Source organism: Labrenzia sp. THAF82 (assembly GCF_009363435.1).
Classification (GTDB): domain Bacteria; phylum Pseudomonadota; class Alphaproteobacteria; order Rhizobiales; family Stappiaceae; genus Roseibium; species Roseibium porphyridii.
Map to the genome: position 1 here is coordinate 2,857,553 of NZ_CP045354.1, position 25,644 is coordinate 2,883,196.

Annotated in this window: 28 protein-coding genes; 16 read left to right on the forward strand and 12 right to left on the reverse strand. The window is 54.9% G+C overall.

All coding sequences use genetic code 11. From position 1 onward, the window contains the following. The first annotated feature begins 3 nt into the window (after nucleotides 1-3). Complete coding sequence (locus tag FIV00_RS13435) at nucleotides 4-972, forward strand: iron ABC transporter permease (protein ID WP_152504259.1); 969 nt, start codon at nucleotides 4-6, stop codon at nucleotides 970-972. Here the strand turns inward: FIV00_RS13435 and FIV00_RS13440 are convergent. Together FIV00_RS13440 and FIV00_RS13445 are read right to left on the reverse strand one after the other, a co-directional pair. Next, nucleotides 932-2,173, reverse strand: a complete 1,242-nt coding sequence (locus FIV00_RS13440) for an MFS transporter (protein ID WP_152501224.1) — start codon at nucleotides 2,171-2,173, stop codon at nucleotides 932-934. The genes FIV00_RS13435 and FIV00_RS13440 overlap by 41 nt on opposite strands. A 236-nt stretch (nucleotides 2,174-2,409) precedes the next feature. Beyond that, entirely contained in the window at nucleotides 2,410-3,276 is an 867-nt protein-coding gene (locus tag FIV00_RS13445) for an SDR family oxidoreductase (protein ID WP_152501225.1), read from the reverse strand. A gap of 135 nt (nucleotides 3,277-3,411) precedes the next feature. Here FIV00_RS13445 and FIV00_RS13450 point away from each other — a divergent pair, with 135 nt between their 5' ends. Next, the gene (locus FIV00_RS13450) at nucleotides 3,412-3,828 is read left to right on the forward strand and encodes a helix-turn-helix domain-containing protein (protein WP_152501226.1); all 417 of its coding nucleotides are present in this window, start codon (nucleotides 3,412-3,414) and stop codon (nucleotides 3,826-3,828) included. Nucleotides 3,829-3,864: 36 nt separating this feature from the next. Here FIV00_RS13450 and FIV00_RS13455 read toward each other — a convergent pair whose 3' ends face one another. Together FIV00_RS13455 and FIV00_RS13460 are read right to left on the reverse strand one after the other, a co-directional pair. Continuing rightward, nucleotides 3,865-4,767 carry a hypothetical protein gene (locus FIV00_RS13455; protein ID WP_152501227.1) on the reverse strand — a complete coding sequence of 301 codons (903 nt, stop codon included), beginning with the start codon at nucleotides 4,765-4,767 and terminating at the stop codon, nucleotides 3,865-3,867. A 22-nt stretch (nucleotides 4,768-4,789) separates the two neighbouring features. Next, nucleotides 4,790-5,602, reverse strand: a complete 813-nt coding sequence (locus FIV00_RS13460) for a helix-turn-helix domain-containing protein (RefSeq protein WP_152501228.1) — start codon at nucleotides 5,600-5,602, stop codon at nucleotides 4,790-4,792. Between the two features lie 133 nt (nucleotides 5,603-5,735). On the opposite strand from FIV00_RS13460, the gene FIV00_RS13465 reads away from it, so the two are divergent. After that, a complete protein-coding gene (locus tag FIV00_RS13465) occupies nucleotides 5,736-6,119 on the forward strand; it encodes an MAPEG family protein (RefSeq protein ID WP_152501229.1) in 384 nt (127 codons plus the stop codon). A gap of 51 nt (nucleotides 6,120-6,170) precedes the next feature. On the opposite strand, the gene msrB is transcribed toward FIV00_RS13465, so the two are convergent. Continuing rightward, nucleotides 6,171-6,635 carry a peptide-methionine (R)-S-oxide reductase MsrB gene (gene msrB / locus FIV00_RS13470; protein ID WP_152501230.1) on the reverse strand — a complete coding sequence of 155 codons (465 nt, stop codon included), beginning with the start codon at nucleotides 6,633-6,635 and terminating at the stop codon, nucleotides 6,171-6,173. 84 nt (nucleotides 6,636-6,719) lie between these two features. Then, complete coding sequence (locus FIV00_RS13475) at nucleotides 6,720-7,697, reverse strand: diguanylate cyclase domain-containing protein (RefSeq protein ID WP_152501231.1); 978 nt, start codon at nucleotides 7,695-7,697, stop codon at nucleotides 6,720-6,722. A gap of 402 nt (nucleotides 7,698-8,099) precedes the next feature. On the opposite strand from FIV00_RS13475, the gene FIV00_RS13480 reads away from it, so the two are divergent. From FIV00_RS13480 to FIV00_RS13515, 8 genes are all read left to right on the forward strand, one after another. Then, nucleotides 8,100-10,484: a putative monovalent cation/H+ antiporter subunit A gene (locus tag FIV00_RS13480; protein ID WP_152501232.1), complete on the forward strand. Its 2,385-nt coding sequence runs from the start codon at nucleotides 8,100-8,102 to the stop codon at nucleotides 10,482-10,484. Beyond that, on the forward strand, nucleotides 10,484-10,903 hold the full coding sequence (locus FIV00_RS13485) for a Na(+)/H(+) antiporter subunit B (protein ID WP_152501233.1): 420 nt from the start codon (nucleotides 10,484-10,486) through the stop codon (nucleotides 10,901-10,903). The genes FIV00_RS13480 and FIV00_RS13485 overlap by 1 nt, the downstream gene beginning before the upstream one ends. Beyond that, complete coding sequence (locus FIV00_RS13490) at nucleotides 10,903-11,280, forward strand: Na+/H+ antiporter subunit C (protein WP_152501234.1); 378 nt, start codon at nucleotides 10,903-10,905, stop codon at nucleotides 11,278-11,280. Before FIV00_RS13485 ends, FIV00_RS13490 begins: the two co-directional genes overlap by 1 nt. Before the next feature lie 5 nt (nucleotides 11,281-11,285). After that, complete coding sequence (locus tag FIV00_RS13495; protein ID WP_152501235.1) at nucleotides 11,286-12,875, forward strand: Na+/H+ antiporter subunit D; 1,590 nt, start codon at nucleotides 11,286-11,288, stop codon at nucleotides 12,873-12,875. Further along, on the forward strand, nucleotides 12,872-13,348 hold the full coding sequence (locus FIV00_RS13500; RefSeq protein WP_152501236.1) for a Na+/H+ antiporter subunit E: 477 nt from the start codon (nucleotides 12,872-12,874) through the stop codon (nucleotides 13,346-13,348). Before FIV00_RS13495 ends, FIV00_RS13500 begins: the two co-directional genes overlap by 4 nt. After that, nucleotides 13,345-13,701 carry a cation:proton antiporter gene (locus tag FIV00_RS13505; RefSeq protein WP_152501237.1) on the forward strand — a complete coding sequence of 119 codons (357 nt, stop codon included), beginning with the start codon at nucleotides 13,345-13,347 and terminating at the stop codon, nucleotides 13,699-13,701. The genes FIV00_RS13500 and FIV00_RS13505 overlap by 4 nt, the downstream gene beginning before the upstream one ends. Then, nucleotides 13,698-14,042, forward strand: coding sequence for a monovalent cation/H(+) antiporter subunit G (gene mnhG, locus FIV00_RS13510; protein ID WP_152501238.1), 345 nt, complete (start codon nucleotides 13,698-13,700; stop codon nucleotides 14,040-14,042). Before FIV00_RS13505 ends, mnhG begins: the two co-directional genes overlap by 4 nt. Nucleotides 14,043-14,363: 321 nt before the next feature. Next, nucleotides 14,364-14,780, forward strand: a complete 417-nt coding sequence (locus FIV00_RS13515) for a MucR family transcriptional regulator (protein WP_152501239.1) — start codon at nucleotides 14,364-14,366, stop codon at nucleotides 14,778-14,780. Between the two features lie 99 nt (nucleotides 14,781-14,879). Here FIV00_RS13515 and FIV00_RS13520 read toward each other — a convergent pair whose 3' ends face one another. Continuing rightward, nucleotides 14,880-15,311 carry a SufE family protein gene (locus FIV00_RS13520; RefSeq protein ID WP_152501240.1) on the reverse strand — a complete coding sequence of 144 codons (432 nt, stop codon included), beginning with the start codon at nucleotides 15,309-15,311 and terminating at the stop codon, nucleotides 14,880-14,882. Nucleotides 15,312-15,635: 324 nt separating this feature from the next. Next, nucleotides 15,636-16,076 carry a DUF5330 domain-containing protein gene (locus FIV00_RS13525; protein WP_152501241.1) on the reverse strand — a complete coding sequence of 147 codons (441 nt, stop codon included), beginning with the start codon at nucleotides 16,074-16,076 and terminating at the stop codon, nucleotides 15,636-15,638. Nucleotides 16,077-16,465: 389 nt separating this feature from the next. On the opposite strand from FIV00_RS13525, the gene FIV00_RS13530 reads away from it, so the two are divergent. From FIV00_RS13530 to FIV00_RS13540, 3 genes are read left to right on the forward strand one after another with little or no spacing between them, the layout of a single operon-like run. Continuing rightward, nucleotides 16,466-18,157 (forward strand): HAMP domain-containing histidine kinase, encoded by a 1,692-nt coding sequence (locus FIV00_RS13530; protein WP_152501242.1) that lies wholly within the window; start codon nucleotides 16,466-16,468, stop codon nucleotides 18,155-18,157. 9 nt (nucleotides 18,158-18,166) lie between these two features. Further along, nucleotides 18,167-18,931, forward strand: a complete 765-nt coding sequence (locus FIV00_RS13535) for a peptidoglycan-binding protein (protein ID WP_152501243.1) — start codon at nucleotides 18,167-18,169, stop codon at nucleotides 18,929-18,931. Nucleotides 18,932-18,990: 59 nt separating this feature from the next. Then, entirely contained in the window at nucleotides 18,991-19,377 is a 387-nt protein-coding gene (locus tag FIV00_RS13540; RefSeq protein ID WP_209006924.1) for a DUF1491 family protein, read from the forward strand. On the opposite strand, the gene FIV00_RS13545 is transcribed toward FIV00_RS13540, so the two are convergent. Next, nucleotides 19,374-20,525, reverse strand: coding sequence for a DUF2336 domain-containing protein (locus tag FIV00_RS13545; protein ID WP_152501244.1), 1,152 nt, complete (start codon nucleotides 20,523-20,525; stop codon nucleotides 19,374-19,376). The two genes, FIV00_RS13540 and FIV00_RS13545, sit on opposite strands and share 4 nt — an antisense overlap. A gap of 194 nt (nucleotides 20,526-20,719) precedes the next feature. Here FIV00_RS13545 and FIV00_RS30090 point away from each other — a divergent pair, with 194 nt between their 5' ends. Next, nucleotides 20,720-20,929, forward strand: a complete 210-nt coding sequence (locus FIV00_RS30090) for a hypothetical protein (RefSeq protein WP_152501245.1) — start codon at nucleotides 20,720-20,722, stop codon at nucleotides 20,927-20,929. Between the two features lie 64 nt (nucleotides 20,930-20,993). Next, complete coding sequence (locus FIV00_RS13555) at nucleotides 20,994-21,854, forward strand: hypothetical protein (RefSeq protein ID WP_152501246.1); 861 nt, start codon at nucleotides 20,994-20,996, stop codon at nucleotides 21,852-21,854. 117 nt (nucleotides 21,855-21,971) lie between these two features. Here FIV00_RS13555 and FIV00_RS13560 read toward each other — a convergent pair whose 3' ends face one another. From FIV00_RS13560 to FIV00_RS13570, 3 genes are read right to left on the reverse strand one after another with little or no spacing between them, the layout of a single operon-like run. Next, complete coding sequence (locus FIV00_RS13560; RefSeq protein WP_152501247.1) at nucleotides 21,972-22,532, reverse strand: hypothetical protein; 561 nt, start codon at nucleotides 22,530-22,532, stop codon at nucleotides 21,972-21,974. After that, nucleotides 22,529-23,248 carry a DUF1214 domain-containing protein gene (locus FIV00_RS13565; RefSeq protein ID WP_152501248.1) on the reverse strand — a complete coding sequence of 240 codons (720 nt, stop codon included), beginning with the start codon at nucleotides 23,246-23,248 and terminating at the stop codon, nucleotides 22,529-22,531. Before FIV00_RS13565 ends, FIV00_RS13560 begins: the two co-directional genes overlap by 4 nt. After that, the gene (locus FIV00_RS13570) at nucleotides 23,245-25,443 is read right to left on the reverse strand and encodes a transglycosylase domain-containing protein (protein ID WP_371419573.1); all 2,199 of its coding nucleotides are present in this window, start codon (nucleotides 25,441-25,443) and stop codon (nucleotides 23,245-23,247) included. The genes FIV00_RS13565 and FIV00_RS13570 overlap by 4 nt, the downstream gene beginning before the upstream one ends. Between the last annotated feature and the right edge of the window lie 201 nt (nucleotides 25,444-25,644).

Sequence of the window (25,644 nt, forward strand, 5' to 3'; positions counted from 1 at the left end):
TCTATGGTTATCGCGGTTTCGGTCGGAGCTGTTCCAGTTCCGGCCGGAACGGTGCTTGGTGTTGTTGCGAACAAATTGGTTCCAGGTCTGTTCGACGTGACTTGGTCGAGCGGCCGGGAGGCAATTGTCTGGGAAATCCGGTTTCCAAGGGTTCTGCTTGCGGGTTTTGTCGGCGCTGGGCTGGCCGTGGTCGGTGCTGCGCTGCAGTCCGTAACACGCAATCCGCTCGCTGATCCACATCTTCTCGGGATATCATCGGGCGGTGCCGCAGGCGCTATCCTTGCTCTGCTTCACACTGGGCTTTTCCTTGGGTTGCTTACCGTTCCGCTGATGGCGTTCGCCGGAGCGCTTATTGCCACGCTCGTGGTCCTCGGGGTTACGCGTTTTGCGGTTGCCACCAGCGCCGACAAGCTTGTGCTTGCCGGGGTGGCTGTCTCCTTCATCATCATGTCGCTTGCCAATGTGCTGATTTTTCTGGGAGATCCGAAAGCGACGCATATAGTTGTTTTCTGGATGCTGGGAGGTCTTGGGCTAGCCCAATGGCTTCATCTCCTGTTTCCGCTCAGCATTCTACTTCTGACGGTTCCCTATCTCATGCTCAGGGCTGCGGATCTCAATGCCATGACCATTGGTGATGAGACTGCGGCAACGCTTGGTATCCCGGTGACCCGTTTCCGTTTCACCGTGTTTGTCGTCGGCGCACTTATCACAGGTGTCATGGTGGCTTTTTCCGGGATCATCGGATTTGTCGGTCTGATGATCCCACATATTGCACGGTTCCTGGTTGGGGGCAGTTATACGCGTGTCTTGCCTGCGTCCTTGCTTCTTGGAGCTATTTTCCTGATCTGGGCGGATGTTGCAGCGCGCACCTTGATGGCCCCGGAGGATATGCCCATCGGGATTGTGACCGGATTGATCGGCGGAGTGTTCTTTATTCTCCTGCTGCGAGCGAAGACCGGCGGCCACCGCTGAAGAGGATGAAAATGGCAATGGCCATGTTCAAGAGGTTCCAGGCAATGCCGTTGAGGAACGCGGCTTCATATGACCCGGTCAAATCGTAAATCAGGCCCGAGAGCCAGCCGCCAAGGGCCATTCCCAGGATGGTCGAAATGACTACGAGGCCAACACGTTGTCCCGCTTCTCTTGCCGGCAGGTATTCGCGCACGATGACGGCATAGCTCGGCACGATGCCACCTTGTGAAAGTCCGAAGATCAAGGACACGAGATAGAGCGACGCCAGCCCGTCAAAAGGTATAAACAACAACAGAGAAAGGCACTGTCCGACCGAGCCGAGCAAAAGTGTTTTTATGCCGCCGATCTTGTCGGCGATCAGGCCTGAGGCCAACCGACTGATCACACCTGCGCCTGTCATAAGAGCTATCATGTCAGCGCCGGGCGCAACGCCATATCCGAGATCCACGCAATAGGCCACGATGTGAACCTGCGGCATCGACATGGCGACACAACACGCAATACCGGCAATCACCAACAGGGTTTGGAGAGCGGCGGGTGACAGGCCTGTGGTCTGTCCACCGAAACGGGCAGCGTGCAAGGGTGTTGCCGACAAGGCATTTTCAGGTGGGGGACGCCGCAGGATGAATGCCAGTGGCACCATGGTGGCAACGCAGATCGCAGCAATGAGCAGGTAGGTGTCACGCCAATCGGTAAATCCAAGGCTCCATTGGATGATCGAGGGCCAAAGCACGCCGGCCAGGTAGTTTCCGCAGGCAGCGCAACCAACGGCAAAACCACGCCGCTTTAAGAACCAGTGTGAGATATCGGCAATCAAGGGGCCGAATGTTGCCGAGGTTCCAAGGCCGATCAAGAGCCCTTGAGCGACAGTGAAAAGCCATACATTCGGTGCGAGCGCGGCCAGTGCAAATCCGGAACTTAGGAAAACAGCCGAAACGATAACCGGGAGCACGATCCCGTAACGGTCAACAAATCTGCCGAGAATGTAATTTCCGGCAGCAAATCCGAGCATGGTTGCGGTGTAGGGCAGGGCCGCGTCGGCCCGGTCGATGCCGAAATCGTTCTGAACTGCGGGCAGCACGATAACGACTGCCCACATTCCAGCTCCGCCCAGAGTTCCAAGCAGAATGCAGATCGCCAGCCGGAACCAGGCGTAGGGCCCGTCCTGAGAATAAGTATCAGGGGTCGCTGATCTGGACACTTTGTCGAAGGCTCCGGTGATGAGGTTCCGGGCTATCAGCTTTACACAGCACAATCCAATTCAATTTGCTCATGAAATTGGTCAGGGATTTGAATGAATGACTTGGGATAGTCAGTCGTTGAGGCAGGGGAAGCGCTGCCATAAAGACTGGCAGCCGCTTCGTTATCAACGGATTGCAGGATGTTTTTAAATTGCCCAAAAGGGGCCTCCTGATCGGAAAGCCTCTTAGAGCCGGATCAGACTGTCCTTTCGGACGTGGCCAAGGCTTCTTCGATAAAGCTCCGCAGTGTTTTGGCGGGGCGACCTATAAGCTTTTCAAGGTCTGTTGAGGCCGTTTCGAGTTCGCCGGCCTCAGCGCCGCGATCCGCGTCAGCCAAGGCTTTCGCAAGTCCTTCCGGCAGGCCAGCCTGGACAAGTATTTCGGCGTAAGCCGTTTCGTCCAGATTGTTATACGCAATGGTGCGCCCGGATAGCCGGGAGAGCTCTTCGGCAAACTCGCGACGGGTGAACGCGGGTGTTCCACCAAGATCAAACGAACGCGTTGAAAGATCCGTGCCGGCAACCACCTTGGCAGCAGCTTCGGCATAATCCTCTCGTCCGGCAGCAGAAAACTTGCCGTCGCCACTCGCACCTATAACGGCTCCGTGGGCAAGCGCAGCGGCAACAGTTCCGGCGAAGTTTTCAAGATACCAGCCGTTCCGCAAGATGGCGTGGGCGATTCCGCTTTCTACAAGCAGCTTTTCCGTTTCAATGTGTTCTGCGCCCAAAATCAAACTGGATTGGGGGACGTTCAGCAAGCTTGTATAGACAATGAACTGCACTCCGGCAGCTTTTGCTGCATCGATGATTGCCGCATGCTGTGGAACACGTTTGCCCACTTCGGACCCTGAGATAACCACAAGACGTTCAACACCTGAAAGTGCGGCGGCAAGACTCGCCGGATCGTCATAGTCTCCCTTCACTACGGAGATTTGCTCTGAAGCAATGTCTTGTCCCTTTGCAGGTGTTCGAACCAATGCACGAACTTGCTCGCTGGTTTGTTTGGCAAGGTGTTTCAGGACAAGGCGTCCCAATTGGCCATTGGCACCCGTGACTGCGATCATTGTGTTTCTCCTTCAAACGACCGATGTTGGTTCGGATGCTTTCCATGTAGACCTTGTACTTACTTTTTGTTAGTACATACAAAAAGGTTAGTTTTAAGCCGGCTCAATGCCAGAACCAGGATTTTGGGAAAAAGCATGACAGATCAGTCGGATGGCACAACCAAGACGAATGCGGAAGCATCAAAACCATTGTCAGCGATGCTGCGGCAAGGGGAGCTTTTCAATCAGAAATGTCCTTCGCGTGAGATCCTGAAACATCTGACAAGCCGCTGGGGTGTGTTGGTGTTGATTGCGCTGCTGGATCAGAAGCATCGGTTCTCCGAGCTCCGGCGCAAAGTGGGGGGCGTCAGCGAAAAGATGCTGGCGCAAACGTTGCAGACACTTGAAGCCGACGGTTTCGTCAACCGGTATTCCCATCCTGTCGTACCACCTCATGTCGACTACAGCCTGACACCTATCGGGCGCGAAGTCGCGCTTAAGGTACGCGACTTTGCCGATTGGATAGAAGTGAATATCGGGCGCATACTTGCAGCTCAAAAGGCTGAAGCGTGATGAACCTGGAATGCTGGACTGAATGCGTTACTCAGGCTAACGCGGAGGGCACAAGATGACATCCTGGCCGGACTCCAGATCGAACCCCACACAGTCCGGCCCCGCGCCTTTTTCAAGTTCGAAACGCTTCAGGACTGGAGCAGAAAGCTCTATCTTGCTGAATTCCTTCAGCTGGCCACTCTCAATTCCCACGACGCGCAATTGGCGCAGATTGTCTGACGGAACGACCAGTTCCGGTCTGCTGTCTCCTGTCCATGAAATGTCAGCGGAGAGATCCTGGTGCCGAGATCCGATCTTGTGGTTGGAGAAGCCAGGAAGTGATGCAATCGGCGTGAGTTCTTTGCCCTGCCATTCCAGAAGGTAGAGTGTTCCCCCAATGTGGGGTGTCTCGACATAGGCAATTTGTTGCGAGCCGGTTCCGGCGTAATCTGCAATGCCGGCAATGTTCAGCCACCTGTTGGCGCGGCCAATCGGTTCATTGTTTGCCAGTTCCACCAGCGCATTGCCTCGAACGCCGTAAATCGCGACGCTGCCACCGCCATTTTGATATGACTTGATGGTGATGATCTCAGGCTGGCCATCTCCGTCCAAGTCGACAATCCGGGGTGTACGGTCCTCGAAAACTTGCGCCCTTGGAAGGATGAGAGAGTATTTCCGCCCGTCGCGAAAAGCGACGTGCAAGGCTCCGGCTTCGATAGCGTCGCCCAGGATGTTGTGGCGATATCGATCGGTGGGGGATCCATACCAGGCCGCGATTGATTGGCCGTCGGGTGTCGTATGGAGCGCAAATTCACCATCGGGCAATCCGCGATCAGGCTTTGTCTGTTGTCCGTTCCAAACGGCCTCGGGCAAGGCTGATACCGTGCCGGCACTCACGGGAGAAGCGTAAAATCCCGCCGAAATCATCAAAAATGCGAAAGAAGCAATAAGTTGCTGCATTAATCAATTACTCTCTTGTTATTCATTCCGCCGCAGTTGACCCAGCAACTGCGGCCGGAGTGCCTGCCGCCAGAAGGCAGTTTTGAGTGGTCTCGTCCATCGGAACCATCATTTCTATGGTCATGCCTTCAATGACCGCATCCTGAACCGATGCGAGCTGACCCAACAAGGATGTCACACGAAGTCGACTTCCGTCTGGCCCCATGAATTCGACAGGGACAAATACTGGAACATCTTCGCGAAAGGTTTCGTCCAATCCATCAAGGATGCCGCTGGCATGAGCCTCTTCAAGAAGATCGGCGAGCGCCGGATCCTCTGCGGCTTCACGGTAGAGTCTGGCGGCGAAGATCGGCGCTGCTTCCTTCCAATTTAAAACCCTTTCCCGAAAGGCGGGCGACAGGAAGATCTTGAACAGATTGGCAGGCTGGTTTTGTAACTCCGTCAGGCCAGCCAGGAACAGTTTTCCAGCCGTGTTGGAGCGCAGGATGGTCCAGCGTTTGTCCAGCACGAAAGCCGGAAACGGCCAATTGGCAAGAAGACGGGTTTCAATGAGGTCCAGTGCCTCAACAACATCGGGCGAATTTTCCGCGCGGCACTTGTAAGGGCTCGAAAAACCAGCGGTTTCATAGAGGATCTGACTGCGTCCAACGGGCAGGGCAAGCTCGCGTTCGATCCGTTGGATCATGTAGCGGCTGGGGTGTGCACGTCCGGTTTCAAGAAAGGAGACATGACGCTGTGTGGAGCCGATCCGTCCGGCAAACTCGACTTGTGACAGGCCACGTTCACGACGCAAGGATTTGAGTGAATTGCCAAAAGCTGGGCTTTGCACATTCATTGATCATACCGCCAGGTAGCAAGTGCCATTGTTGGGTCGCATCCGAATATTCCCTCCAAGGGAATTGCTGCGGATTGAAGAAAATTTAGGTTTGCCAGAGATCCCACGCAATACACGAACTCCGGAGGTCGTAATGACGACATGGATCTTGGCTGTTCTCCTGCTTTATCTGGCACAGATTTACTTCAGCGCTTTGTTTTTGCTGCCTTATGTCACCATTTCGCAAATCGTTGGCGGACGGGACGAGATGCCGGAGCGTGGTAAAATTGCAGGCAGAGCAGACCGCGCCCTTTCCAATCTGAAGGAAAATCTGCCCTTCTTTCTGACGCTTGGAGTTTTGGCTCTGATTGTGCCCGGAGCCGATGTTGATCAGGCGACTTTCGGGGCGAGCCTCTTCTTCTTGGCGCGTCTCGCCTATTTGCCGCTTTACATCAGCGGCATCCCCTTCCTGAGGTCACTAGCATATATCGCCGGGCTTGGAGGCAATGTGATCATGGGACTGGCAGTTATCGGCTGACGATCCTCGAGCGCCGCAGGCGCTCGATTTCCGTCAATTGCAAGGAACCTGTCAGCTGCTTTCTGTTTCTTCTTCGGAAACGGCCGATGGAGGCCTGCCACCATGGATGAAATTCATGGCATGTCCATTGAGGCAATATCTCAAACCTGTTGGAGGCGGGCCATCGGGGAAAACATGACCAAGGTGAGCGTCGCATTGTGCGCAACGGATTTCCGTTCGAACCATGCCGTGCGAACGATCCTCAAGTTCACGGATAGCATCTGTGTGAACGGCTTCAAAGAAGCTTGGCCAACCGCAGCCTGCATCGAATTTGGTATCTGACATGAACAGCGGGGCATCGCAGCAGATGCAATCGTACCGGCCGATCAGCTTGTTGTCCCAATGTGGACCGGTGAACGGGCGTTCCGTCCCGGATTGCCGCGTGACATAAAACTGTTCCGGCGTCAGCTGGTCCATCCATTCCGCGGTGGTTTTTCTCACCTTTGGTACATCTTGTCGCGTAGTCCTGTCGCTCATTTCCCGTTTCCCACCGTTGCCTTTGCCACGAAAATAGGGGCCGAAGTTGGCCTCGGCAAGTCATCTGAAGATTGCTAAGCGACACTATTTTGTTAGGTAATTCATCACCGTCTTGACGCGGTTTCCGCCTTCTTGGCGGGCCTGGAAAACGCAGCTTTCCGCTGCGGCCAGAATGTATTCAGAACTTTCCGAAACTCCTGTCTGTTCAGGAACAGTGCATGCGGCCCCCACCGATGCGGTAACAATGCCATTGCCCGCCTTGTTGTCGGCGTTCGGTATGCCAAGGTCTTGGATCGCCTGGTGGATATATGCGCTGATCGTCTCAACACCCATCTCATGTGTTCTTGGTAAGAGCAATGAAAACTCCGAAGTGGCCGTGCGTGCGGCAACATCGGCAGGCCTTCTGGCAGTTTCTTTCAGGGTGTTGGCTACCTTCGCCAGGCAAGTCTCCGCAGCATCGGAACCATAGTGCTCCGCGATTGCGTCAAACCGGTCGAGGGACACCTTGATCAGACTGGTGTGGGTCTGTTCGCGCAGCGCTATGGCCCATTCTCGCTGGAGGCTGTCCTCAAATGCCCGTCGGTTGAACAGGCCGGTCAGCGGATCGGTTTGCGAAGCGGCTTCGAGTTGGCTCTCCAGTTCCTTTTGCCTGGCGATGTTCCTGAAAAAGACGGCATAGGCCTCTGGTGTGCCACTCTCGTCTCGAAGGATGTGGCTGCTGACTTCAGTCCAGACAAGTGGCCCGAAAGCAGTGCGAAGTTGAAGGCTTGCAAGAGGCAAGGGCGCGGCAAACCCTGCGGTGCCTGACAGGATATGATGGAGCAATTCAGCATCACTGTTCGAAGCATCGACATAGACAATGTCACGCAATTGCTCCGGGAGCTTTTCCGCGCTCCAGCCAAAAAGACGCTCTGCTGCAGGCGAAATGAAAACTGGAGTGCCATCCGATGTCAGGACAACCAGGGCATCGTTGCTGAGTTTTAAAAGTGCTTCAAAGTCGAGGTTGGACGGTCGGATCAAATCCGTTGCCGACGAAAGACCTTTGTTGTCGTCTAGCGCCATTGTTGCCTCGCTCAGAATTCTGGTGGCAATTTAGAACTGAACGGTATTCAGACTTCGAAATCAAGTGTTCTGAACAGTTTCTTGCGCACCTCACACTATCGGATAGAGAATTGGCTCCGTTCATCGACACCGGGCACCATGCTTTCGCGTCCTGTGACCTGTCAATTTGGCTTAAGCGGCTGGTCTCCCAGTTAGGCTTTTACGGTAGAACTACCAGCTTGGTTGGCAACTAAACGAAAAAATACGCCTCTAAACACGTGAAAATCGTATCTGGAACGCTTGAAACGCAGTATCGCTTGCCTAAGACATGTCATAACTCTTCCTGACCGCTATTATCTTGCGGACTGGGAATTGATTCGAAGTCATATGTCCCGCCGATTTAGTTTGTGATGAAAGATCACCATGACGCCAGCAGCGATCGACGACACCACACTTTACGCCGTTCTGGCGCCATTTGCGGCCGCCGTGGTTGCCCCGATCCTGACGCGCTGGTTCAAACACAATGCAGCCTGGCCACTGGCAATTGTTCCGGGGTTGATCTTTCTGCACTTCGCCGGGTTCATTGGACCCGTTTCCGAAGGCCAGACATTTGTTGCCTCCATGGCCTGGGCTCCCAGTTACGGGGTGAATTTCTCTGTCTATGTTGACGGGTTGTCGACGCTGTTCGCTCTGCTGATTTCTGGCATCGGCACGTTCATCATCCTTTATGCGGGCGGGTATCTGAAAGGGCACCCTCAGCAGGGGCGCTTCTTTTCTTTCCTGTTTATGTTCATGGGCGCGATGCTCGGGCTGGTGCTTTGCAACAACTTGATTTCGTTGTTCATTTTCTGGGAGCTAACCTCAATCACGTCGTTCCTCCTGATCGGGTTCGATCACTTGAGAGCGGCGTCTCGACGCGCCGCTGTTCAGGCGCTTGTGGTGACCGGCGGGGGCGGGCTTGTGCTCCTGGCAGGCTTTATCGTGATCATCAATGCGACCGGCGAAATCGAGATGTCGGTACTGTTGTCGTCGCCCGACATTATCAAGGACAGCGGCCTGTATGTTCCGATTTTCCTGCTCGTTCTCGGTGGAGCCTTTACGAAGTCGGCGCAGTTTCCGTTCCATTTCTGGCTACCCAACGCCATGGAAGCACCGACGCCGGTTTCGGCGTATCTGCACTCCGCGACGATGGTCAAGGCCGGTGTCTACCTGCTGATGCGGGTTCATCCACTGCTCGGAGATACCGCGCTTTGGACAACGGTTCTGCCGCTCTTCGGTGGGATAACGCTTCTGGTCGGTACGATCCTTGCGGTCCGCATGACGGACCTGAAGCTGATGTTGGCCTATACGACCGTTGCATCACTCGGTCTTCTTGTCATGTTAACCGGCACGAGCCACGAAAAAGCCCTTGAAGGAGCAGTGCTCTATCTGCTCGCGCATTCGTTGTTCAAAGGTGCGCTTTTCATGGTGGCGGGCACCATCGATCATGAAGCTGGAACGCGAGATATCACCAAGCTCGGCGGGTTGCGCTCGGCGATGCCGATAACCTTTGTGGCAGCATGCCTTGCCGCACTTTCCATGGCCGGCTTGCCGCCGTTTATCGGTTTTATTGCAAAGGAAGTGCTTTACTACGGAACCTGGGGCTGGCTGGAACTGGGGCTGCCGATCACCGTGACGGCCGTAGTCGGCAATTCGCTAATGCTGGTGATCGCTGCTGCCGTTGCCATCAAGCCATTTTTCGGGCCCAAGGTCGACACCCCGAAACATGCGCACGAAGGACCCGTCCTCCTGTTCGCCGGACCGGTTTTCTTGTCGGTGACCGGTCTCGGGTTGGCGTTGATTGCGCACACAACAGGCGTGCTATTCGTTGGCCCGACGCTCTCGTCTTTGCTGGGTGAATTCAAAAGCATCGATCTGCACTTGTGGCCGACCAAGATCAACGCGCCGCTGATCCTGTCAGTGATCACGATCGGCCTCGGTATTGCTCTGTTCACTCAGCTCGACCGCTTGCGTGCAATTATCGCAGGTATTCTGGCGGCGATCGGCTGGGGCCCAGATAAAGGGTTTGATCAATTCGTTTCAGGTGTTGTTGGCTTCTCGGCATGGATAACGCGTCACCTGCAAACCGGGAAAATGCACACTTACATGATGCTGACCTTCGGGTTCACGGCGCTGGCGGTGCTTTTGCCGGGTTTTCTGACGAACAGCCTGCCGGCCATGCCGAAGATGCCCGAATATCGCTTCTATGAATGGGGCATATTCTTCATTGCGATCCTGGGACTGATCGCGGTTCTGATTGCCAAGACGCGCCTGACCGCAATCGTCTCGCTTGGCATCCAAGGGTTCGCAGTCGCGCTGATCTTCATGATGTTCGGCGCACCCGATCTGTCGTTTACCCAATTCATGGTGGAAACACTGTCCGTCGTCATTCTTGCTCTGGTCATGACGCGGCTCAATCTTTCACCGCGAGATCATCGCACAGCTCCCGCAGCTCTCGGCACGGGTGTTATCGCTGCTGCGGTGGGGCTCGGGCTGACGCTGACATTGCTTGCCATTACCCAGCAGCCGTTTGACAGCCGACTGTCGGAATTCTTTACCGAGTACAGCCGCTCGATCGCCCATGGGCGCAACATCGTCAACGTTATCCTGGTGGATTTCCGCGGTGTTGATACCCTTGGTGAGATTGCCGTGGTTGTGCTTGCAGGGCTTTGTGTGCTCGCTCTGATCCGCGTTCGCACCAAGCCTGAACCGGACTCGGAAGGAAGCGAACCGGACGTTGTGCAGACCCAGAAAGCGGAGGCACGCTGATGCGCACGATAATTTTCCGCACAATTGCACCTTACCTGACTGCGCTCATGGTTCTTTTCTCGATCTTCGTGCTGCTGCGCGGCCACAATGAGCCGGGGGGAGGGTTCATCGGTGGGCTGATCGCTGCCTCGGCATTGGCAATCTTCGGTATCGCTTGCGGCGTTGCATCTGTGCGCCGTGCCATTGTGTTTCATCCGATGAGTGTTGCCGGATTTGGTCTCTTTATCGGAGCGCTGGCGGGCACGCTGTCTTTTTTCAAGAACCAGGCCTTCATGACCAGTCAGTGGCTGATCTTCGATCTCTTTGGAGTTGAGGTTCCCTTGTCCACACCGCTTGTCTTCGACATCGGCGTCTATCTGGTCGTGGTTGGTGCGATCGGGTCCATTGCCCTTGCTCTTGAAGAAAGGGAGACCGACTGATGGAAACAGGTGTTGCGATCCTGATCGGACTGTTTTTTGCGGTGGCCGTCTACCTGATGCTGTCGAAGCAACTGGTGCGCATGTTGCTCGGCATCGCGATCCTGGGCAATGCGGTCAATATGCTTATTTTTACAAACGGACGCCTGACCCGCGAGGTTCCGCCTCTCATTCCGGAGCATCTCTATGTTCCGGAAGTTGCTACAGCCAATCCGCTGCCGCAAGCACTCGTGCTGACTGCTATCGTCATCTCCTTTTCGTTCTTTGCATTCCTTCTGGTGTTGGCATTTCGGGCCTACCAGGAACTGGGGACGGATGAAGTGAACCGGATGCGCGTCGCCGAACCTGAAAACGATCAAACTCCGCCGCAAGGGTACTGAGCTTTATGGCTGGTTCATCCGTTTCCGTTGACTATTCAGAAGCCATGGCAACCGCGCCCGTTGCGTCGGGCGATTGGCTGGTGATCGCTCCGATCCTGATCACCATGCTGGGTGGTGCCGTGTGCCTGATGTTGCGCAAGAACACAGACATACAGGCAAAGATGGGCATTGCCTTGCTTGGTTTGCTGGTGCTTGCCTCACTCGGGCTCTTGATAAGGGTGCTGGATCATGGGGTCATAACCATGGTCATGGGCAGTTGGTTGCCACCATTCGGTATTGCGCTGACCGCTGATGCCTTGGGCGCGACGCTGACGCTCATCGGTGCGATTGTCGCGTTTTGTGCTGGCGTCTATGGAGCGTCCACCGTCGACAACACCGGCCGGCGTTACGGGTTTTATCCCTTCCTCTTGTTGTTGATGACGGGTGTCAGTGGCGCGTTCCTGACCGCTGATATCTTCAACCTTTATGTCTGGTTCGAGGTTCTGCTGATTTCCTCCTACGGACTTCTTGTGCTCGGAAATGACCGAATTCAGCTTGATGGTGCCGTCAAATACGGTGTTCTCAATCTGGTCGGAACAAACCTGTTCCTGATCGCGACAGGGCTGCTCTATGGGATCTTCGGCACGCTGAATATGGCTGATATCGCCATCAAGGTGGCAGAGCTGGAGAACCCGGCATCGGGGACACTTGCGACGGTTGCTGCGCTCTACTTCCTTGCCTTCGCAATGAAGGCGGCTGCCTTTCCGGTCAATTTCTGGCTTCCGGCCTCGTACCATACGCCGAACATTGTGGTCTCGGCCGTCTTTGCTGGGCTTCTGACAAAGGTTGGGGTCTACGCGCTGATCCGTGTATTTGTCCTGATCCTGCCAGAGTCGCGCATTTTTATGGCCGATGTTATCGGATGGGTGGCAATCGTGACGCTTCTAACGGGCGCAATTGGAGCGCTCGCGCAAAGCGAAGTACGCCGCTTGCTGGGCTATCTGGTGATCGCGGGGATCGGCTCCATGCTTGCCGGAGTGGCGGTCGGGTCTGTTCTGGCTGTCTCCGGGGCGATCTTTTACGCGGTCCATTCAATCATCGTCATGACAGCCCTATATATGGCGTCGGGTATCATGAACCTGATGGGAGGTTCCTATGATCTGCGCAAACTTGGCGGCCTCTACCAGAAAAACGTGGCCTTTGCGGGCGTTTTCCTTGTGCTTGTCTTTGCCGTTTCCGGACTGCCGCCGTTTTCCGGCTTCTGGCCGAAAGTGATTTTGGTCGATGCTGCCTTCCAGGATGGGCGCGCCTGGCTGGGAGCAGCCATATTGATCAGCGGTTTCCTGACAACGCTTGCCATGGGCCGCGTTTGGATCTTTGCATTCTGGCGTGGTGGGCCGGAAGGAACGCCCGATGGGCAAACCGCACCGTCAGTCGTTGCTGATACGTCTCAGTTGACCGGCGCGGCTGTTTGGCTGCCGCTGGGAATTTTGACCGCGCTCATCATCTATTTCGGCTTGCAGCCAGAATGGATGCTGGAACTATCGACACAAGGCGCCAGCGGTGTCGTCGATCCGCTCGGCTATGTCCGCTCAGTCTTTGGAGGTGAGGGATGACTGGTCTCTTTCTCATAAACATCCTGCTTGCACTTGCGTGGGGTGCCGTCTCAGGAAGCTTTTCTGAGGTCAATCTGATCTTCGGATTTATTCTCGGGTTCGGTGCGCTTTATCTCATTCGCGAACAGGTCGGGACCGCCGGATATTTTGAAAAAATCATCAAAGGGATCGGGCTGGCGTTGCTGTTTGTCTCAGAACTGGTCCAGTCTGCCTGGCGTGTTGCCACGATCGTGCTGCGACCGCGTATCGAATTGCAGCCCGGCATCATCGCATTGCCGCTGACAGTCGATCGCGATTTTGAAATCACGATGCTTGCGAACCTCATTACTTTGACGCCGGGTACGCTCTCTGTCGACGTTTCTGACGACAGGCAAGTGCTTTATATCCACTGCATCGATGTTCCTGATCCGCAGGCGACGATCGATGACATCAAGAATGGCTTCGAGCGCAAGATTCTGGAGGTGTTCAGATGAGCTCGCTTGAAAACTTCTCGTCGCAATTTCTGGAATTTTCGGTGCATATCGCGCTCGGATTGCTGACGATATCCTTCGTTGTGATCGTTATCCGCACGGTCAAGGGGCCCAGCCTTCCGGATCGTGTGGTTGCCCTGGACATGCTTGTTGCAGTCGGCATCGGGTTCATCGCCGCAATTGGTGTTTTGACCGGCTTCTATCTTTATATCGACATTGCCATCACGCTTGGGCTCGTTGGTTTTCTCGCAACTGTCGCCTTTGCGCGTTTCGTCTTGAACCGGGGGCTGGCAGGCGATGAGACGATCATGGAAGAAGTAGAAGAGAGCATAGAACGCAGGAAGGCTGGACAATGACCGCTGTTGTGGAAATTGTGACCGGGTTGATGCTGATCGTCGGCGCGTCGTTTGCCCTTGTTGCGTCAATTGGTCTTTTGCGCCTGAAAGACGTTTATATGCGCACTCATGCAGCCTCCAAAGCGGGCACTCTCGGCTCGGGTGTGATGCTGCTTGCGCTTGCCGTTGATGCTGGCGACCTGGCTGTCGTGACCCGAGCCATCGCCGGTGTTGTGTTCTTCTTGTTGACTGCCCCTATTTCTGCCCACTTGTTGGCCAAAGCTGCGTATGCGGCGGGATATCGCCCCTGTGCCGATACAAAAGTGGATGCATTGGCCGAAATCATGCGGCCAAAGGGATAAGTGTGTTTGCGTTGTGATATTAGCTGATCAAAGTCAGTTCACTCGACTATACTTTTGGACCATTGTTAAACTAGGTGCATAGGAAACGGTCAATATTTGTAGAATTTTATTTTTATTGCCTTTAGTCGACTTTTATTTGACTAGTGGGGTTGTCTGATCAGGACTCCGGCGATATAAGGCGGTGACAATCACCTGCAAAGTAGAATCGTTCCCGATTTCTAGGTTCGTAAGTAACTGATATTCCCAAGACACTTGCGGCGCCCATTTTTGCAGGTTTATAACGCAGTAAAATTTTGAAATTCAGTAGAGAACGGGTGAAAAATGACTGATAGTCCGGTGGATGCAAATCTCATTGATCTTACAGCAGACATCGTATCGGCTTATGTGAGCAACAACACGGTTGCTTCCACAGATTTGCCGGGCCTGATCAACGAAGTATACGGTGCCTTGCAGAAAACTGCGACAGCTTCGAACGAACCAGAGCCCGAGCCGCTGAAGCCAGCAGTGCCGATCAAGAAGTCGGTTATGCCGGACTACATTATCTGTCTCGAGGATGGCAAGAAGTTCAAGTCTCTCAAGAGACACTTGCGCACCCACTACAACATGACACCGGAAGAGTACCGGGAGAAGTGGGACCTTGGCGCCGACTATCCGATGGTTGCGCCGAACTATGCCGCAGCACGTTCTGAACTTGCCAAGAAAATGGGTCTTGGTCAGCAGCGTAAGCGCTCGAAATAATTCGATCTGGCTTTCTGCCAATCCATTTAGAGCTGCCCTTGTGGCAGCTCTTTTTTGTTGATCCGGCTTTGGGGCGATGATCAACCCAGAAGATGCGCACTAAGCGGCAGCGAGTGCCTGCTCTGCATCGGAACGGATGCGCCCAACCATTGATTTCAATCCGTTTGAGCGCTGCGGGGTCAAGTGTTCTTGCAGTCCGAGCTGCGCGAAAACACCCTGAACATCTGTATTCAAGATTTCCTGCGCAGTTTTGCCATTGAAGAGCGCGGTCACCACTGCGACAAGTCCTTGCACGATCAAGGCGTCGCTATCACCCCGGAACGTCAGGACCGGGGCTCCTGCGTCGTTTTTTTCAATCGCAGTGATGAGCCAGACCTGCGACACGCAACCCCGGACCTTGAATCTGTCTGTGCGTTCGGCGTCGGTGAGCTCCGGAAGTTCCTTTCCCAGATCGATCAGGTACTTGTAGCGGTCTTCCCAGTCGTCCAGAAAGTCGAAGGTTTCCAGGATATCGCTGAAACTTGTGGTCATGGCACCGGTCTTTGTTGGTCTTTCCCGTGTCATATAGCCTTTGTGAGAGAAAGTACAAACCGGAGATATGGACAGAGCCAACTGCGGGCGGATGCTTTTGGCCTGGTATTTGTGCATGAAGGAAAGCGGCAGAGCAAAATCGTGAAAAAGAAAATCGCCGCAGATGAAATGGGCAGCTATTCATCTGCGGCGCAGCAGCACGGAGCCGCTGAAGTAAAGCCGTTTTTGCGATGCCGATTGGAAAGGCATCGCTCAAGCGGGGATAGTCAGCTGCTTGCAAGATTCTGGAAGTTGAGAGAATTCGAAACAGCTGTTCGCTCCAGGTCAGGCGCCTGAGCGTGGCTTTGGACGCGGCACCGGCCCAATTTCTGTGTCCAGGCGTGTCAGGGCCTCAAACACCGGTTGGCTTGTCGAAGAAACAACTACTGGCCGCTGCGGCGTTGTTGAATTCGGGGTGGCAGTCGACCCTGTAACGATGGTTTCTCGACCGGAGTCGTTCGCCACTTGCTGGTCCAAAAACTGGTAGACAATACGCGCACCATCGCGCGCACGGCTGCCAATGGCCGAAAGTGCGTCGCCACCGGTTTCACACGCATCCGGATTGCGGCTGCAAAAGCTACCGATGTCGGAAACGGTCGCCTGCGCCGCCAGATAGGCCGAAACAGGATTTACAGTATCCACCTGTGTACTGTTTTCATCTGATCCGAGAGGAATCAGGACCAGCACCAAGGTGAGCCAAAAGGCTGTTCTCATCAAAAAGAACATGTCGCTACCCATAGTTAGTTCGGTTTGCGCATCTTTTTTGCTGCCGACGCGCTTGTTATGAGGTCACCTTAGCAACGACTTGAGAATGTCGGGTTGAATCGGAAAGGTCAATTTTCATAAAATAAAACAGGTATTTAAGTCGAGTTTTCTGAGATTTTGATTCAAATTTTATCTTTTCTTGCACAAGCCGCTGTTTGCAGCCGGTTTTTTCGAAAATTTTGGGCGATATGAATTCATCCTTTATCGTTCCTTAAGTGCTCCGGCCGACAATGGTCCTACAAGCGTTGCGGGTGATTAGGTCCGTGTCTGGTTTATGGTAGTAAAGAGTGCGTAACCTTCTGAATTTGCTGAGTGTTTTTTGGGAGCATTGGACGGCTCGTCTGGAAGGTATGATTCATCCCTCCGCGGCTGACGATGTTTTTTTGGCTCCCTTGCACCGATCTTTTCTAATCAGTGCGACAGTTGCGGGAACGTCCGCTCTCGTTGTCTTGCCATTGCACCTGGCACTTGCTGGACCTCCCCATGTTGTTGTGACGTTGATGCTGTCATGGTTGCTCAGCCAATGGCCGCTTGCTCTTTACTTGTCTCGTTCGGGTGCGCTTGACCGGACGATCGGATTGTCTGCCAGCTTGTTCGCCGGATTTGTCGCCGCCATCTGCGTTCTGACAGGCGGTAGTGCATCATTTGCGTTTCTCTGGCTACTCGTTCCACCTGTTGAAGCTGCGTTTTCAACCAGCCGTAAGACGGCCTATTCCGTAACGTTGCTTTGCGCGGGCTTGTTGATTGCTGTCTCTGTTGCTCCTGCAACACTGGCGGAAGTTGCTCCTTTGCCGACTGGCGTCACGCTTTTGGCGAGTGTTGCGGCAATTCTATATGTCGGTTTGCTTGCTATTCGTATTTCGGCGGACCGGAAGCACGCCAGGTCTTTGATGAAGGCTTCGGAAGGGCGTCGACAGCTAATCAACCAATCGGTGTCTGAAGTCTTTTGCGAATTGAAACCCGACGGAGGGCTTTCAGTCATGGGTGGGCCGGTCAAGGAATTGCTCGGCATTTCGGCAGGGTTCAATTCTGACAGCTGGTTGTTTTCAAGACTTCATGTGGCGGACCGGCCGCTCTATCTGACCAAACTATCCGAGGCTCGAAATGAAGGCGAGGCGACACCGTTTGATGTTCGCTTGCGCGTCGGTGCCTCCAGTCCTGGCGAAACGGGGCAGGCGGAGTATCGAAATCTAACGCTGAAACTGCGTCCGCCAGTTCAGGAAACAGGCCTGGACACAAAGGAAAACGGATCCCTTCTGCTGAGCCTGCGCGCGGCGGAGGAGCTGCCGGTTTCGTCACTTTCGCAACCTCTCTCTGAAGGGGCGAAATCCAGGCTTGAGCGTATCTCGGCGGAAATAAACGAGACGGCTGGTCGGGGCGTTCGAACAGCACTTGAAAATGTTTTGTCTCGCGCAGCTGACCTGGAACATATCGACCTTGCATCTGACCGATACCGTTTCGAAGATGCTGCCAGAGATATCAAAAGATCCAGTCAGATCGGCCTTTCCGCATTGGCGGACCTTTCAGACCTAATGGTGGGGCAAGGCGAAAACCTCGAACCGGTCTTCGCAAAGACCGACATCGCGGCAGCATTGGAATTCTGCCTTGAAAGGATTGGATCGGCTGCGGATCGTCAGGGAGTGCAGATTGAAACAATCTGGGGTCAAAATCTGCCGCTTGTTTTTGTCGATGGAGCGCTGGTGCGCAAGGCACTGTGTTTCGTGTTGCTGGACATGATTGCGACAAGCGGTTCGGGGGCAAAAATTCTTGTCGAGGCCAACTGCAGTCTTGCCGGGTTTGAACTGCTGTTTTCCGTCAAGGACCGAAAGTCGAGCCTGCAGTGGAGCTCTGAAGACAGCAAACCGGTCCTGGCATTCGCCGGAGATCTTCTCGAGCGCACCAATGCCTGCCTGAAAGTCCAAACGATGCTGGGACACGGCGAAAGCGTTTGCATTCGTTTGCCGGCCCGCGTTGCGCCGTTCAAGGATGTTTCAACCGATACTGAACACGCCGAAACGCGGCCATTGGCGAAGATGGCTTAGGAGGCGGAGATGGCTCGAAACGCAAAATCTGCAAAGCCTAGGAAGGCGTCGGAGTTGAAAGACAACGATTCGATCATGGCAAGGGCCGGTCATGTCGCTCTCGACAACCCAGTTGCGGCAGGCGGGACGGTGGTCATGGGATTGACCGCATGTCTGATCGTGGCCAATGCTCTCGGGCTGCAGCCGGGACGTCACCCGGCTCCGTTCTTTGCGACACGTGACCTTCCGGACGATATGCAGCTGCCGGAACCTGACGGCCGGACCGGTGATCTCAAGATCCAGGAAATTTCCAAGCTGGTGTTGGATGTTCAAATCTCATTGCGCAAAATTGGCCTTTATGAAGGTCCTTTGGACGGCATAAACGGGCCCGCGACAGAACGCGCAATCCGGTCGTATGAGCGTAAGGTCGGGCAGGTTGAAACCGGACAGGCAAACGAGGCTCTTCTGGCTCTTGTCCTCATGCATGGGGACGCGCCGTTTGAAGCCCAGACGCCGGTGCCGCGGAAAAAGCCCGGGTTTTCCGGAACTCTCGCCAGCGCGCCTGAACAATCGTCAGATCCGGGGATCGACGCCGACCCGAAGCTGTTGAAAGTGCAAAAAGCGCTTTCGGACCTTGGCTATGGACCTCTTAAGGCCGACGGGCTTATGGGTCTCAACACGACAACAGCGATCAAGCGTTTTGAACTCGATCGCGGTTTGCCAATCACCGGGGAGCCTGGGGCAAAAGTGATCGAACGGCTCGAAATGATCAGCGGGCGTAAACTTTCCGGCTGATTTACCTGGATTATATATCTGCTAAGACAGGGAACCTTCTACGCGATTGGATCCCGCCCATGCAGATGCGCGTCACCTCCGACTTTTTTGTCAGTGCCTTGGTTCGTCAGATTTTTGGCGACGGAGGCTTTGCGGCCGTCTCCAAGCGAGGTGCGCCTGAAGCAGGTGCGGTCTTTATCTGTGTGGATCGTCTCGATGGAAGTTTTGACTTTTATGCCCCTGCACCGCAATCCATGTTCGAGGACCGGCCCGAAAGCAGGCTGTTTGAGCGGCGTTTTGAAAAAACGGATCGCGAAACAATTGAGGCTCGGTTGAAGAGTGAAGCGCGCATGGATCCTGACTACTGGCTGGTCGATATCGAAGCGCGAGACGGAAAGATTGAGTTGCCCTTGGCAGAGGAAGGGCAGGAGGAGCCTAATCCGGCGGACAGCTTTTTTCGGATCTAGTTGCCGGAACTTTTTTGTTCCAAGCTGTTTTCCTGAAATGGCAGTCCCTTTTCGCCGACAGATTGATGTTTCTTGCCGGCTTCGTAAAGGGGTGCGTGCCGTGCAGCGCTGGTAAACTCAGGCTGGTCACTCAGGACCCACTGGCTGACTAGCACTTCCGACGCGCCTGAGCTGATTGTTTGATGCAATCGCAGCAGAAGGCGAATGGTCTCCAGGGACGCAGCTTCTCCGTACAGGCGGATCAGTACCGTCGCCAACTGTAATTTGCTTGTTCCCAGGGCTTTTAACGCGACTGCCAAGCCATCTGCCTGATCGGCCTGCATCAGCTGATCACAGGTGGCGAGGGGCAAGCCAAGTCCCTGAGAAAGCAAGTCTGCAAAACGCGGTCTGTTCTGGGTCAGTGCTTCTTGAACCAGTGCATCGCAAAGCTGGAGCCGTGCCGCGTCGGTGCGAGTGTCTCGAGACTTTCGCGGGGCCTGAGCCTGGCTGACGAGGCTGGTCATTTCGGCGGCTGCAATTGCCTTTGATTTCAGCTTCGCCGGCAATTGCAAAAATTGCCCCATGAGAGCTTCGGGGTTCAGTGCGTCCTGGTGGGCCATTTCCGCACTCAGGTCCGCAACGATTTCCCGCCGGTTGTTCAGGACAGACTTTTGTCTCTGAGTGAGGAGAACGTCGTTCCGATCAAGTAGGATCCTGATAACGCTCGATCCGGCGTTTTCGCACAATGAGGTGACAATCGATTCGGGTAATGACGCACGGTTTGCAATTGCCTGTCTTAATGTGTCTGGACCTGAGAAAGCGGTTTTCTGAAGGAGATCCACAGAAAGGCGCGCGCTGTAACGAAGCGCTGGATAGGCGGTCAGGTGGTCACTGTGACGGGCCAGATGTTGCAAAAGATCGTCTGGTGTTTCAGCGTGCGGAGCAAGTAGCGAGGCAATTCTGCGACGGTCTTCTGTACTTGTCGCAGATATCAGATTGCGGGCCAGTTCTGAAAAAATCTCTTGTTCTTCAATATCATGGCGACTTCTGGCGACAAAGAGCTCTGTCGCTGCGAGCAACACACCACCGTCAGCAGCAGAGCCGCCACTCGGTTTTCGGCCAAAAGAAGGAAACTGTTTGGTCTGATTGAAACGTTGGCTTTGGCGCATGACACCCGACTACAAAATACAAAAGACCGGACGACCGGAAGAACTTGTCTCCTTCAAATTGCACGAAAAGCGTTAGCATCCTGTTAACCCTGACGGCTCCTTAATGAGTCTGCAGGAAGTAATGCGTCGCCCGTTTGACCGTTGTCGGTCGGTAATACACCGGCTTTTGGCAACTGGAACCGAAGGAGGAGACGATGGGCACTTTGTTGGACTTCGCATCCGCGCACAGGCCCACTTCACGTGTGGGTCAGCGCTCCAATCAACACAGCTCGGTGCGCTGTGAGACATTTGGTGAGGTTATCCTCTTCCCAGGTGTCCGTTACGAGCGTCACGACCTTGATCTTGCCGCGCGAATCACGACCATCGGTAAAGCGGCCGGACCAGCTGGTTCCGACAAGGACTGACGGTCCAAGCCTTTCCAGCCGCATTGATACCGATTTCTGGTTTCGTGGTCTGGAGAAACGCCCGATGGGCATTGGTGAAGCGGCTCAGTCCGGCTCCACGCCATCTTTGGCAAGGAGGCGAGGGACACAGCAAAAGGCCTTTTTGGCCACCTTGCTGCTTGTAGCTGTGCTTGCAGGATGCACGCGCCCGACCGGAGACTTTGATCGCGCCAGACCGTCGGTTGTTCATGACGACCTGATGCCTGCTGTCGGCAACGAAGCTGCCAGGCTGCGGGGCGACCCGGTTTCAAAATTCAACTACACAAATGATGAGAAGCTGCTGCGCAAACGCGGCTGGACACTGATCAGACCTCCCTGGACCAAGGATTGGATCGGCGGCACTATGGTTGAGCTTTCGCGAACCAGAGTTCTGCCTGAGACAGAAGGCCGTGTTCCGCCGGATCTTTATTTGATTTACCTGCGCTCCGACAAGTTTCAGTCTTCAGATGCCCGTTACGACAAGATCGCGGCGGATGCGAAAGGCGATGCGGAGCTTGTGATGCCGTTCTGCGAAGTCGCCTTGAGGGTGCAAAAGGCCGACAACGAACGCCTTCGGGTTTTGAAGAGCAAGCCGGTTACCACCGAAGAAACCTACGACGGTGCGAAGGCGCGCGTGTGGGAAAACCGGGTCATGATCAAATGGGTTGGTCAGGCGCTGCGCTATCGCATCATTGCGTATAAGAAGGCGCTCGACGGACTGGAGATCGAAACACCCACGAGAGATCGCGTCTGGAAAGTGAATAACGCAATTCGTGAACTGGAAGGGCAGGTCAGGATTGCGGAAAGCGGTTGCGACTTGAGCAAACGCCGCGTCCAGGATCAAACAGTGAAACGGTCAAGGATCTTTACAGGATGGAGCACGGAGCGCGCACCGGTACAAAAATAGCGCAATCTTGATGTTGGCCTTATGTGGGGCGTAAGCGGATTTCGAACCGCAGGTTTCGAAGTCAAATCGTTTATGATCTGCTTTGCAGGCCACGCGATTTGTTGATGGCAAAGCTGATCAAATCCCGGTGCAGTTCGCAGCCTTGAGGGCCCGGTCTACATCCACGGCACGTGAACCGTGAGGGACATAAGCGCGCAGGAGAGCGAACCCGCTGATGGGTTCTTCTGTTTCTATCACAATCAGGTCTTCAAGGTTTTCCGGCGGGTTCTCGCGCAAGATGGAAAGCTGTTCGGTGGTCAGGACCAGCATCGACAGGCGTTCAGCACCTGCTGTGCGGTTGTTGAGACTGTAAACAGCTTCTCCGGCCGCGTTGAAGAGGCCAATGGACCAAAAGGAAACCGGGATGCTGGCGTCAAAGAGAACCGGGCCGTTGTCCAATTGAAAGCGGCAGGTCGCGTGCTTCATCGCCGGGTCGAGATCCGGTAAGGCTTCTTTACCCGGTTGAATGTCAGGTAGCAGATTGAACTGTCGGTCAGGACCATAGGCGGCCACGTTGTCGTAGGCACTGTGCTGCACATTGTGCGGAATGCTGAGCACCACGAGAATGTGGATGATTGCCGCCAGACAGAGTATCGCCAGCAGTCCAACGGTGAGATTGAAGCGGGGCGAAAGTGTCACGGACAACCGGTCCTTTCGATCAGTGGCATGCTGACACCATCCAGTGCAGCACCTGTCGTCACCGGTGCGTCATACAGTCTGAGCACAAACCGCAGACCGTCGCTGGCCTTGGCAGCCGCGGCAAGCGGAAGCCAGTTGCCCGAATGTGGATTTCTGGCAGCGGTTATCTGGAAGGATCCGTCCTGAGCCCGAAGCAGGTCAGAACTCACAAGGTTTCCACGGCCCGGCAGGGTTTCAACCAGGTGACCTTTGCCATCCAGAGCGGTTAGCGTCCAAAGACGTGCTGAGGGTGTTTGGCCCGCAATCCTATAGATACAGGTCGGATCGAGTTGATGTCCTGCGCTGTCTTCGCGTGCCACAAGCGCAAGGCCTTCGCCATTGGCGAGTGGAATGACGGCGCCGCGTGTGTATATGGCAACCGAATAAGGGTCGGCGTCGGCCGTGCCTGCCTTTGGATAAGCATGCCAGGGCCCGATGGTCACAGCGTTGAGGGGTTGTTCGCGCTCAATCAGCAAATAGGCCGTGCTGATGCCCAGAAGTGAGGCCAGAACCACAACCAGCGCAATGGTCGCCAGTTTACGCACGGGATGGCTTCGATAAGGCCGGATTGCACGGGGCAGTTTTTCCCCATACCAGGCCGCCTCACTATAAGATGAACCGTCGGCCGGGCCATTTTCAGGGCCGTGAGTTGAGTGCGACAGGGACTGGTCGGTCATTGAGCTGCCGCGACGTCGGTCGGGTTGGAGTTTTCAGGAACGGATGCCTTGGCGCTTTTTTGTTCCAGGAGCGTGCGCATATCAGCGCCAATTTGCTCAAGAAGCTGCTGTGTGCGCCGTTTCAATACACGTGGCTGAGATTTGACGACTTGTGTTGCCGCAAGTTTTGTCGGCTGCGCTCTGGCAAGTCTCGGCAGGTTTTCTGCGTCGACCCCGGGCATCCGGGCAAGTTCAATGCCTTTGTGAGCATAGTCGTTGTAAAGCTGCCAGGTCATTGCTGGCAGGCTGCCACCCGTTACGCGCCGGGTGGAGGAAAAGTCGTCATTGCCGTACCAGACGGCGGTTGCGAAATTGCCTGTATAGCCGACAAACCAAGCGTCGCGGTAAGCATTGGTGGTGCCCGTTTTGCCAGCGGCGACAACCCCATCGATCCTGGCCCTGCGGGCGGTACCTGCCTCAACCACATTGACCAGGATATCGTTCATCTGATGAACCTTGTCCTCCGGCAGCACGCGGATGGTGTCCGGTTCATCGTGTTCGCGCTGATAAAGAACGATACCGTCACTGTTCTTCACTTCAAGGATTGCATACGCCGGTGCCTTGAAGCCGCCATTTGCAAATGTTGCGTAGGAAGCGGCCATGTCCACAACGGAGACTTCAGACGAACCGATCGGCAATGAAATCGAGTTCTCAAGCTCATGTGTCAGACCCATGGCGTAAGCGGTTTCGATTATTTTTTCACGGCCGAAATCGAGCGACAGTCGCACCGGAATGGTGTTGATCGACTTTGTCAGGGCCAGTTTCAGACTGACCGGTCCTCTGTAGCTTCTGTTGTAGTTTTTGGGTGACCAGTTGCCGATCCAGACCGGACGGTCCGGCACGATGCTGGTTGGCTCATAGCCGTTCATGAAGGCCGTCATATAGACGAAAGGCTTGAAAGATGAACCGGGTTGGCGCAGGGCATTGACCGCCCTGTTGAACTGACTTTCGCCATATGATCTGCCGCCAACCATGGCAACGACGGCACCGTCCGGGATCATCGACACGAGGGCAGCTTCGCCTGCATCGCGCAGTTTGCCGTTTTCCCTGAGGATGGTTTCCACAGCGAGATCTGCCTGGCGTTGCAGGGCTGGATCAAGGGTGGTGCGCACCGTCACGATGCGGTCGCGGGCAAGCGCGGGATTGCGTCGTGCAAGCTTCTTGACCTCATCCAGAGCCCAGTCGAGGAAATACTCGGGCAATTGGTCCTGTGAGCGATCGACCGCGAGCGCCGGGTTGCGTCTTGCACCGATCACCTGACCTTCAGTCAAAAGCGATGCCTGAACCATATTGGTGAGCACTTCATTGGCACGCGCGCGGGCCGCAGGCAGGTTTATGTGTGGGGCGTATTTGCCGGGCGCTTTATAAAGGCCGGCCAGCATCGCGCTTTCAGCGAGTGTCAGTTCCCTTACGTTCTTGTTGAAATAGAACTCTGCGGCCGCGGTTACGCCAAACACGCCACCACCCATATAGGCCCGGTCAAGATAGAGTTTCAGAATTTCCTGCTTGGTCAGGTTCGCCTCGAGCCAAAGCGCCAGATAGGCTTCCTTGATCTTTCGGCTCAGACTGCGCTCATTGGTCAGGAACAGGTTTTTGGCAAGCTGCTGTGTCAGTGTCGAGCCACCCTGGACAACGCCGCCTGCGCGCGCGTTTTCGACCATGGCTCTGAATGTGCCGACAAAATCGATGCCGAAATGGAAAAAGAAGCGCCGATCTTCTGTCGACAGCGTTGCCTTGATGAGGGAATCGGGAATTTCCTCAAGTGGCACACTGTCATTGAGCACGATACCGCGACGGCCAATTTCGTTCCCGAAGCGATCCAGGAACGTCACCGCAAAGTCGTCCGTTGTCTTCCAGTCCGCGTAGCGGGTCGCTTCGAATGCCGGCTGTGCAAAGGCAAGTACAACGATGAAGCCGATCAGGCCGAAGGTCAGCCCGTCGGATGAAAGTTCTGCCAGACCGCGCCAGATGCCCTTCGCTCGAAAGCGGCGCAAGAACGCATCATAGCCTTCAACCGTTCGCCGGATCGCCGCACCGCTACGCCACAAAGCGGTGTCGACGATTGCATCGATTGCAAGAAAGAACCTGCGGATACGGTGACGCTTTCTCGGCGGCTTCGTAGCTTCGGTTTCCTGTGGGTGCGGCTTGTCCGTCACGCGGCCCTGAATCTCCGGGTCAAACTGAGTGTTTCAAATTACCGGTTTTTTCGCCTCGTGAAAACCAGTGATGAGCATGATGAAAGAATGCTCCTTGTTTATTGATCATTCATTGAAAAAGCTTGCGGATAAATGCTGCAAAATCCGCAATGCTTGCCCAGTGGAAGCTAGCATGCTAAGCGCACGCGGCTCCGGCAGTCG